Origin of the sequence: Shewanella sp. M-Br (genome assembly GCF_036245925.1) — a bacterium.
GTDB classification, from domain to species: Bacteria; Pseudomonadota; Gammaproteobacteria; order Enterobacterales; family Shewanellaceae; genus Shewanella; species Shewanella oncorhynchi.
On sequence record NZ_BJBV01000001.1, the window covers coordinates 252,997 to 263,149 of the forward strand.

Below are 10,153 nucleotides of genomic sequence, written 5' to 3' on the forward strand. Positions count from 1 at the left end.
GCTACTGTATGTCAGTCGTGAAATTTTAACAACAGCAACGGTAATAGTTGCCGATGTTCTAAGATGATATCTCGATGAACGGAGAATATCAGTCTAAAAATCAGCCTGTTAAAATATCATTAAAAACGAGAACAGAATATGCATGGTAGCTGAACGAAACAAAATCAGTTTACCCAAGCAGTTAAACAATCTATGTCGAACACTGGCATTAGGAGGTCCATAATGAAGTCTAATGTTGTGCAACATCAGACTGATATCCGCGCCGATATCATGTTGATCGATGAAATCATCAAGCTGAATCAAGAAGGACTCACATTTTACAACCAAGCGAGGAGGTATGTCGAAGACTATAATCTTAAACGTGTTTTTTCCGCCAAAGCTAACATCCACCAACGAATGTTAACTCGGTTTGAACAGCTGAGACGTTTGGCTGACGAGCCAATTAATGGCCTAAGTCACACCGTGCCCGTCACTTATACTCAAGCAACAGAATTGCTGCAACAGTGCCAAATCTCGCAGGCTATGACCGCCCTTGTCGACATAGAGCAGCAAGTGCTAATCCAAATAAAACAAGCAGTAAGGCAAGCGCATCAGCCACAACTTGCAAACCAACTTGCAGAGGGTGCCGCTTGGCTGCAAATGAGTTACGACGGTACGGGATCGCTCAATCACCATTAATTCCCTGTCGCTAAGTGAGCCATATTTAACCGACTCCCCTCCACTTTTACTACAGACATAATACCGCACTGATGAGTGCGGTTTTTTATGCTCGAATGATGGCTCAGCATGCCAGAAAAAATTACATTTTGTCGGTAAAAAAGACCGACCTAAAGGAAAGTGCCAAGGTATAAAAACGCCAAATAAAACAATTAAAACATTAAAAATCATCACCTTAAAAACATTGGCACGATTGGCGCATTATCTAGCTTCGAGAAAACAACGGAGGATATGATTATGAAAACTACAACAGCATCAGTACTAGTGGCTTTACTTGTCGGTTCAATCAGTTTAAATGTCGCAGCGGCTCAAGATTGGAAGGACGGGGCTAAGGATGCGTGGATCGATGGTAAAGCTGAAACCACTTTACTGCTCAACACTAACCTCAATTCCTTTGACATTATAACGGATGTTAAAGACGGAAACGTGACGTTAACGGGTAAAGTGGAAAGCAGTGTCGATAAAGCTCTTGCCACTGAACTGATCAAAAGTTTAGACGGCGTAAAAGATGTCGATAACCAACTCACTGTAATGAATGAGAAAGAAGGCACCAGTGAAGTTGTTGCCACCTTAACTGACTCTAAAGTTGCCACTGTCATCAAAACGCGTTTACTGTTTTCAACTGACGTATCCGGCACCCAAATTAATGTGGATGTTGCCAATGGCATAGTCACATTGAAAGGTGAAGTTGCCAGCGATGCCGAACGTCAACTAGCACTGAAAATTGCCGAAAATACCGACGATGTGAAAAAGGTCGTTGATAAAATTAAAGTGGTTAAAAAAGTGTCTTAACTCTCGCGACAACGGCATTTTTTAAATTAAACGTATTTTAAGTAACAGCACACCGATCTAGACTCAAGGTTCGATAGTGCTTTATGAAAAAAGAATCAAAAAAACCAGCCTCAGCTGGTTTTTTTATGCCCATTTTCAGACTCAATCGAAAAGACTTACTCGCTTAAATTAAGAAGGGTGAATTCAGATGACTCGAATGATCATAAAGGAGAAGAGTTACAGAAAACTGAGCTAAAACACAGGCGTTACTCAAGCTTCAAAGCCAAACTAAGCTTCAAAGCCAAACTGGAATGCATAAAAATGTTGGCCATTCTCAATATTGATGGTCATAGTGCCAGTTAACCCCTGCAACTCCCCCGCCCCAGAATGGGGTATCACTTCTAAGATCAGACGATTTTGTCCATCGGTCATAATGCCAAAATGTTGTAATACAAAACTGCCCTGCTTACCGCACAAATTACCAACCACTTGTTCAATGGCCACATAGCCAGCTGAGCCCTTGACTGACGTCATAGCACTGAGCATTTCCCCCTTGCTGCGCCCCTCAAGCTCACCATAAAAGGTTTTATCTAAGCCCATACGTCCTAACGTCACACCACCAATACCAGTAGCATAGGGGCTATCAGGAGTGAGCTTAACATCAAATTTCCCAGTGATTTTGCTAACTTGCATGACACTCTCCTTGTCGAAATCTTATGCTGACCTATTACCTGCTAACGCTTGCTACTGAAGCAAACATCACCCACAGACCGAAAAACAACTTAGCATAAGCCTACGTAGATCCATAATGGCATTTACACGTTACTTATGTATGCTGGTCTCACTCACTATCATCTCTATGGTTTTGACTATTTCAGGGGTTTCAGACATGGGTTGGTCAGACGCTCTATCACGATAAGTCACAGCAATTTTAAATGGGGCTTCAAAAGGATAAACAGGTTCAATACTATCCACCTCGATTCGATCGCCAAGCATGACACTGCCTAAGTGTTTCAAGCTATTGTGTTTAAAATCCAGATTAAACAATCCAAGATACCAAAATACGCCCGAACCTTGAGTCGTCACAATAAAGGGCGCCACAAAGGGCATAGTTTGCATTTTAGGATCATCTTGAATCGGTGCGTCACTTTGGGTGTCCGGCTCTAGAGCGGGATCGAAATTTAACGGTGTAATGCGCAAGTAATCGAGTAATGCTCGACCTTTTACCTCACCATCTTGGTAATCGCCCATAGCAAACTCTGTTTGCTTGATCTTAATAAAATGTGTCAGTGCAACGGACTTGCCGCCCTCAGGCAGCGTTATTTCAACAGGATTGGCGGTATTTAAGCTAAAGAGTTTAAGCATCACTTCCGATGCATTCGCCACAGGCTTTACCTCAAAAGGTGTCACAGTTTCGATCTCATTCGCCTGAGCCTGAGTTTTTTCATGCGCCATAGCTTCATCGTATTGCATCACCTGTCCATCTTCCATCACCATATAAATATCATCATTGGTCATGTTGAAACGGTAAATACCCGCAGCAAGTAAGGCTAATACCACTAAGGTTGCCGCTATGGTTAATTTTACAAACGTACTCATCTTCTCTCCCCAATCGCGCTCGTTATGCGCTACTTTTCTAACACCGATAAACTTCAAATCAATGTCGGAGCAGTATTACAGATACTGAGTTAAAGCGAAGTGGGTAAAGTGTAAAAAATGCCGCTATTTTGAATTTTGTCAGGCTAAGTTCAGCAACATGCCTTTTACTCGACCAATATGATGGGCCGAGTAAATACTCAGCCCAATACATCACTACTTTTCGTTTTTCCACAAGGCAGGGGTCTGGCTTGGTTGCCAATTGCTTTGGGAGAAATGCGCTTGCACTAAGGAATAGATTTTATCTTGATAGGACACAAACTCAGGTAGTTGATAATTATGCTGATCCTGCCAAGCAGGGGCATAGTTATCTAGCGTATCAAAACGATACCCTTGACGTTGAGCTTCTTCAACAAAACGCTTAATTTTAGGCAAGTTGATGGTTGCACCTTGTCCGCGGTGAGCATTCTCAAACAAGAAGTCGTGGGTCAAGATAACCACTTTCCCGTTATGTAAACCATCACTACAATCTAAGTTCTGCGTACGACTGTTAAGAGGGTTCATTGTGGTGCCCGCACAGGTATTGATCACTTGATTGATTTTATCCACCAGCTCAACCCCATCAGCCATAGATTCAGCGGGAAAAGCCACGCCCCAATCCTCAGGCCCCCAATCAAAGTCCCAACCAAATATTTTATAGTCACTCTCGGCGAGCATGTTTTGAATTTGCACCGCAACTTGCGAACTGTTGGTAGAGGTTTCGGCGGTACAAGCAAAAGCAGGGTCCCAAGGCGGCACAGTATCGGATGTCGCACACAAGCCGTCGCCTTTGAGTTTACTGGTCACTCGCCAACCATTGGTGTAAGGCAAACGTGCCAACTTAGTCATCTTGTTATTGGGATAACTGGCGGCATTAGGAATAAGTTCAACCACTTTGGCCGTGTTCGTCACAAAATAGGTGAAATCGGTGGCCGCATCTTGATAGGATTTTACCGGCCAGAGTCCAACTTGATTACAATATGCCGCCCCAGATTGCACGCCATCAGTGCAGTTATGCAGCATATGATCGTAACTGTGGTTTGCCAGAATATGACCATCGTCTAGCAAACGTTGTAGGGCGACAGCCGCTAACGCCTCGTTTTCATCTCCTTCGCCATACATATGAAACGCATTAATAAAGAACGTCGCCTTAATATTGGCATCCTTTAACGCATCTAACAGCCCTAAGGTCGCGTCAATTGGACCATCATCAAAGGTAAGGTAAATGGTTTTATCGCTGGCGTAGGCCGCACTTAAGCCAGTACTCAAGCTCGCAACACAAAGCCCAACTGCAATGGCTATCGATTTCAGTTTCATGATTTCATCCTATAAATAATGTTAAAGATGAATAAGTTAGTTCTCTTTACGCACTGGTTAATTCATAACCTGTAGACAGCGAGTTCACTCATCCGTTTAGCTTATCTATAGTGAGTAATCCCGCTGGCATTAGTTATACCATCCTAGCAACAAGCCATACTTTTCTACGCTAAGTCGATAAATTCTGACTTTGCACCCAGTTAACCATCCCTTACCCAAGGCTTCAAAGACAATAGAAAAATACCAATCCTAGTGTGAAAAGTACCGCATCAACAATTCGATAACAGGTAAGTTAACTGGAGAAAAAACAACATAAAAGCACTACAGGGATGCAATAACATGTCAGAAGGTCAACTATTTAAGAGCTCTTTGCTCGCATTATGTATCGCTAACGCCTTGTTCGGGATGAGCTCAACCGCAGTCGCGGCGGAGCAACAAGAGGCAACGGCAGAAAATATTGAGGTAATCCAAGTACGCGGCATACGTCGCTCGATTGAAGCCTCAATGAATACCAAACGCTTCGCCGACTCCACGGTCGATGCTATCACCTCGGAAGATATCGGTAAGTTTCCCGATAAAAATATCGGTGATGCGCTGCAGCGCATTTCTGGGGTGACGGTCGATAGGCAATACGGTGAAGTGAGCGGGGTCACTATCCGTGGCACAGCGCCAGAGCAGAGCCGTATTTTGCTGAACGGTCAAACCGTTGCTAGCACCTCTTGGTATGACTTGGGTCCCGCCACTCGTACCTTCAACATGGAATTATTGTCAGCCGAGCAAGTGAGTGCGGTTGAAGTCCACAAAACGCCAACCGCTAGCCTTGAAGAAGGTGCGCTGGGCGGCACTGTCGATCTCAAAACCCGTAAGCCCTTAGATCTCGATGCTCACACTTACCAAGTGGCGGGTGAGTTGAGCCAAAGCAGCCTGTACGATGAAACAGATCCGAGTGGATCTTTCGTCGGAAGCTGGAAAAATGACGATGAAAAATTTGGTATTTTAGGCGCTTACTCAGTAGAAAAACTCACCAGTGGTCGGCATGTATTAGAATCTCTCAGCGGTTATTATGAATACTTCGCTGCCGATCCTGCACAAGACCAAGAATCAACTGTCGGGGCGTGGGGGATTGGCTCACAGGCATTTAGGGCCGAACGTGAAAGGACCAGTGCCCAAGTCACACTGCAATTTGCACCGACTGAAAAAACAGAGTTCACCTTAGATTACTTTAATTTTGAACTCGATATCCCCCACGTAAACCATAACTTCTTAACCGTTGGCGCCCGCGGTTCGGGCTCCACCAACGTAGTAAATAACGCCCAAGGCGGCACAGCATCGGCAACGATTCTGCCAGCGTATGCGTCGATTATTTATAACCCTGTGGTACGCCACGCGGTCAATATGAAGTCTGACGTACTCAACTTAACCGGAAAATACGTCGGGGACAGTTTCACCCTTAGCGGCGTCATTGGCCAATCGACCTCAGATGGCGGCACCCAAGGCGGCTCATCTTCTTGGTGGATCCCTGCGACGGATCAAGGCGGCAAAATTGGCGATCCCGCCTTCCCTAATGGTCAAGGCAGTGTCGATGGTGGCTTTAGTTACGATGCCACAGGTCCCTATCAAGTGGTGCTCACGAGCCTAGATGCCAACGATGCTAGCCAGTTCAAGCATGCGCAGGAAGCCAACTACGAAACCACAGTGCAAGATCATAAAGTCACCTACGCACAGTCTGACTTCGAATATCAACTCGATCATGATTTTATTAATAAAATTGCGGTCGGGATTAAGTACAACACCAGTGATTTCGAGCGTAATGCCTTCAACCGTAACCCCGCAGAAATCCTAGGTTTCGTGCCCAATGGCAACCTAGCCAACTGGAGCGATGGCGTACTTTCTGGCCTGCATTCCCAGAACGGTGGCAATGTGCTCGACTCCTATGCCAAGTTAGATGAAGACAAATGGTGGGCGTTTATCAGCGAGAAATACGCCAATGGCGAGTTAGTGGAAGTCGCCGATCTCGGTAACACCTTCACTGTCGAAGAGGATATGTTGGCCCTGTACGCCCAAGCGGATTTCAGCGGCGAATTCTATCGTGGTAACTTTGGCGTGCGTTACGTTAACACAGACCAAACCTCAACCGGTTTTGCCGATGGCAAACCCTACAATGAATCCGTTAATTACGATAATTGGTTACCGAGTATCAACGTCGCCTTCGATCTGCAAGAAGATTTAATCCTACGCGCCTCGGCCTCTTCCGTGATGGCACGTAACAACTACAGCGATCTTAAACCTGGGTTAGCGATAGCGAAAAACTTTGGTACTGCGACCGGCGGTAATCCAAATTTAAAACCCTATAAGGCGAATCAAGCTGACCTTGGCATCGAATGGTACTTCACTGAATCTTCTATGCTGTCGGCGGCCTTGTTCTACAAAGATATTGATAACGTAGTGTTTGTCACTGAGTCGACTCAGTACATTGAAGGTTGCGGCGCGTCAGAATCCGAGTGGGATAAATGCCGTGTCACAGCCCCAGCCAACGGCGGTAGCGGCTCAGTGACTGGGCTTGAAATCCAGCTACAACATAACTTTGAAAGCGGTTTTGGCTTCTTAACCAACTACACCTATGTGGACAGTAAAAGCACTCGCCCCGATGGCACAGAGCAGATGATTGAAGGCGTGTCAGAGAACTCTTTCAACGGTTCACTCTTCTACGAAGATGATCTGTTCAGCGCCCGTATCGCCTATAACTGGCGTTCAGAATACTTAGGCGTAGGTAATATTCAAAACGTGTTAAACGACAGCTATCAACAAGTGGATGCCTCGATTATTTGGCATGCAATGGAGAACTTAGATATCTCACTCGAAGGGGTTAACTTAACCAATGAAGTGGTGCAATCCTATGATGTTAAATACGGATTAACCCAAAACACCATCGAATTTGGTTCACGTTATTTCGTCGGTGCCAGCTACAAATTCTAAACTTGAGTCACAGCATAGCCGACCTTAGGGTCGGCTTTTTGCGTTGATAATGCAGAGGTATAAACCATGAAAGTGAAGCAAGCAATCAGAAAAATCATTATCTTAGGGGGTGGAACCGCAGGTTGGATGGCAGCGGCAGCCCTCGCGAATAACCCCGTATTTGCCGCCATTGAGCTCTATTTAGTGGAATCGGACAACATAGGCACCATAGGCGTTGGTGAAGGTTCAACGCCACACTTAAAACGCTTTATGGACAACTTAGGCATTAGCGAAAAAGATTGGATGGAACAATGCCACGCCAGCTATAAAACCGGCATCGATTTCATCAATTGGAATGGCGACGGGCAGCAATACTTTCACCCCTTCTATTGCCAAATGGATGTGAAACCCGCTGAAGTTTTCTTTATCAACGCCAATGCAAGACGCCGCGGTCATGGCAGTGCAGTAAAACCCGATGCGTTTTTCTCCAGCGGCGTACTGGCGAAACGCAATCTCAGCCCAAGGCCGAATAAAGCGTTGCCCTACGCTAACGAATACGGCTATCACTTCGATGCCACTGAACTGGCCAACTACTTAAAAGAATACGCTTGCCAACGCGGCGTAAAACACCTCATCGGCGATGTCATTGAAGTTTCAACAACCCAAAACCAATATATAGACGCCTTAATGCTGGCGAATGGCGAACGACTTAACGCCAACTTTTTTATCGATGCCAGCGGCTTGAGCGCTAAGTTAATTCATAAAACCCTAGGCGTACCCTTTCAATCCTTCGCCAATGAACTGCTCAACGACAGCGCCGTCACTGTTCCTGTTCCTGTACCAGCATTAATGGACTCCACTCAAACACAGCAAACCCATGATCTACAAAACCATGCATTGCAAACCCAAGCACAGCAAGCCAAGTACCATACCCGCGCCACGGCGCTCAGTGCGGGCTGGCTATGGCAAATCCCCCTTACCCACAGGCTTGGCAATGGCTATGTTTATAGCAGTCGCCACCTCAGTGCCAATGCCGCAGCCAAGGAATTGTTGAACAGTGTTAATCTGCCTGAATCAACCCAAGTACGGTTTCTCAAGATGCGGGTCGGTGTCAGTGACAAGGCTTGGCACAACAATGTGCTGGCGATAGGACTTGCGCAAAGTTTTATCGAACCGCTCGAAGCCACGTCGATCATGATGACCCAATTCACCCTTGAAAAATTTATGTCGTTATTCGAGCGCTATCAATTGAATAAGCAGGCAGAGACCTTAAGTCGACAAACACTCAATCAGGCGGTCATGCAGTTAGTGCTCGGCATAAAGGATTATATTCAGGCCCATTATGTCACCAGCCAGCGCAGCGAACCCTATTGGTTGGCGGCGAGAAAAGTCACCATTTCCCAAAGGCTGACGCAACTATTGCAAGCTTGGTATCAAGGGGAAGACTTTGATTTACTGCTTTACCAATACGATCAGCAACTCGCCTACTTTCGCCCTTCTTGGTATGCGCTGTTAGCGGGAATGGATTACCGCGACCCAAAACTGAAGCGCCCATTTGAGCCGATTTCAGCGGAGATCACGGCGCAAGCGATACGCTACAGCCAAACCTTAGTGGAGCAGTATTTTCAACCTAAGCATCCGTGATAAGAATGGTTAAATTGCCCTTTGTTTACTGCTAAAGCACTGACGAAAACGACTCGGCGTGACACCTTTAAATTGAATAAAGCGCCGATTAAAATTGGATAAGTTGTTGAAACCACACTGATCGCTGATGGTTGATATCGGACTTTGATTTGACAGCAGTAACTTGCACGCCTTAGCTATCCTGAGTTGATTGATAAACTCAGTTAAGGTTTTCTCGGTGCGTTTTTTAAAGAAGCGATGGAAATGATTGGTGCTCATGTGCGCTAACTTTGCCAAATCCTGTGCCGACAAGGCCTGAGTGTAATTGTCATAGATATGCTCAATCACTTTATCGAGCTTTTTCACGGTAAAGTCGAGTTTACTACCGTGGGTAAACAAGGTGCTCGACAAGAGTTCTTGCTGACTATCCTGTTGTAATAACGCTAATAATTCCAATAACAAAATATAGCGTCTAAAAGGATTGGCCGTCTCCATCGCGATAAACACACTATGGGCCTTACGCGCCGTTTCCTCACTAAACAACACACCTCGTTTGGCATGGGTCAAAAGTGAATGCAAAGACGCTAACTCACGTTGCTCATTCACAATTTGGTGTAGCCAGACCGCTGGAATTTGTGCCACATAAACGACTTCCTGCACCCTCGCATTCGAAGTGCCGTCTTTTAGCGCGTTGCCATTTGATATCTCGTCAGTTGAAACACCAAGGTTCGCCTCGGATTGCCAGCCGTGGGGCATATCTGGGCCTATGATCACTAAATCATAATCGCCATAACGGGCAATATGGTCGCCCACATAACGCATACCATAACTGTTGAGGGTTAAGCAGATTTCGTACTCGGGATGATAATGCCAATTGAGATCCATGTGGTCCCATTCATAACGAAAGTAACGCCAAGAGCTGTTTTCATCGGGGATCACTTTTTCACACAGAGGTTTCATCCATTAAACTCCAGTTGCTCATTCCTTTACCTTAGCTTCAATCAGCTCTTATAGTTCAACGCCATTCACTCAAGCTAGCCGTTATGCCAACCTGTTAAATTATTCAATTACTTAGACCTTATTTTTAATGCAAGCCTTGACCTATCAGCGCGGCGAAATAGCTGTGCCTTCGCGC

The 10,153-nt window shown here is 45.6% G+C and carries 8 protein-coding genes; 4 read left to right on the forward strand and 4 right to left on the reverse strand.

Annotation, left to right across the window (positions count from 1 at the left end; genetic code table 11):
* Positions 1-222 precede the first annotated feature (222 nt).
* Positions 223-678, forward strand: coding sequence for a hypothetical protein (locus AAA952_RS01055; protein WP_028760642.1), 456 nt, complete (start codon positions 223-225; stop codon positions 676-678).
* A 276-nt stretch (positions 679-954) separates the two neighbouring features.
* On the forward strand, positions 955-1,509 hold the full coding sequence (locus AAA952_RS01060; protein ID WP_338253619.1) for a BON domain-containing protein: 555 nt from the start codon (positions 955-957) through the stop codon (positions 1,507-1,509).
* Positions 1,510-1,776: 267 nt separating this feature from the next.
* On the opposite strand, the gene AAA952_RS01065 is transcribed toward AAA952_RS01060, so the two are convergent.
* The 3 genes from AAA952_RS01065 to AAA952_RS01075 form a co-directional block, all read right to left on the reverse strand.
* Entirely contained in the window at positions 1,777-2,181 is a 405-nt protein-coding gene (locus AAA952_RS01065) for a DUF3224 domain-containing protein (RefSeq protein WP_113941065.1), read from the reverse strand.
* 129 nt (positions 2,182-2,310) lie between these two features.
* Positions 2,311-3,087 (reverse strand): hypothetical protein, encoded by a 777-nt coding sequence (locus AAA952_RS01070; RefSeq protein ID WP_263160695.1) that lies wholly within the window; start codon positions 3,085-3,087, stop codon positions 2,311-2,313.
* Positions 3,088-3,300: 213 nt separating this feature from the next.
* Positions 3,301-4,440: a polysaccharide deacetylase family protein gene (locus AAA952_RS01075; protein ID WP_338253625.1), complete on the reverse strand. Its 1,140-nt coding sequence runs from the start codon at positions 4,438-4,440 to the stop codon at positions 3,301-3,303.
* Positions 4,441-4,779: 339 nt separating this feature from the next.
* Between AAA952_RS01075 and AAA952_RS01080 the strand changes: the two genes are divergently transcribed.
* Both AAA952_RS01080 and AAA952_RS01085 read left to right on the forward strand, forming a co-directional pair.
* A complete protein-coding gene (locus AAA952_RS01080; RefSeq protein WP_338253627.1) occupies positions 4,780-7,416 on the forward strand; it encodes a TonB-dependent receptor in 2,637 nt (878 codons plus the stop codon).
* 66 nt (positions 7,417-7,482) lie between these two features.
* Positions 7,483-9,039, forward strand: coding sequence for a tryptophan halogenase family protein (locus AAA952_RS01085; RefSeq protein ID WP_338253629.1), 1,557 nt, complete (start codon positions 7,483-7,485; stop codon positions 9,037-9,039).
* 9 nt (positions 9,040-9,048) lie between these two features.
* Here the strand turns inward: AAA952_RS01085 and AAA952_RS01090 are convergent, their stop codons facing one another.
* A complete protein-coding gene (locus tag AAA952_RS01090) occupies positions 9,049-9,978 on the reverse strand; it encodes an AraC family transcriptional regulator (RefSeq protein WP_106649980.1) in 930 nt (309 codons plus the stop codon).
* Positions 9,979-10,153 lie beyond the last annotated feature (175 nt).

Excerpts from the sequence above, each read along its gene's own strand:
- AAA952_RS01055 (WP_028760642.1), top strand. The coding sequence starts at position 223 with ATGAAGTCTAATGTTGTGCAACATCAGACTGATATCCGCGCCGATATC.
- AAA952_RS01060 (WP_338253619.1), top strand. The coding sequence starts at position 955 with ATGAAAACTACAACAGCATCAGTACTAGTGGCTTTACTTGTCGGTTCA.
- AAA952_RS01065 (WP_113941065.1), bottom strand. The coding sequence starts at position 2,181 with ATGCAAGTTAGCAAAATCACTGGGAAATTTGATGTTAAGCTCACTCCT.
- AAA952_RS01070 (WP_263160695.1), bottom strand. The coding sequence starts at position 3,087 with ATGAGTACGTTTGTAAAATTAACCATAGCGGCAACCTTAGTGGTATTA.
- AAA952_RS01075 (WP_338253625.1), bottom strand. The coding sequence starts at position 4,440 with ATGAAACTGAAATCGATAGCCATTGCAGTTGGGCTTTGTGTTGCGAGC.
- AAA952_RS01080 (WP_338253627.1), top strand. The coding sequence starts at position 4,780 with ATGTCAGAAGGTCAACTATTTAAGAGCTCTTTGCTCGCATTATGTATC.
- AAA952_RS01085 (WP_338253629.1), top strand. The coding sequence starts at position 7,483 with ATGAAAGTGAAGCAAGCAATCAGAAAAATCATTATCTTAGGGGGTGGA.
- AAA952_RS01090 (WP_106649980.1), bottom strand. The coding sequence starts at position 9,978 with ATGAAACCTCTGTGTGAAAAAGTGATCCCCGATGAAAACAGCTCTTGG.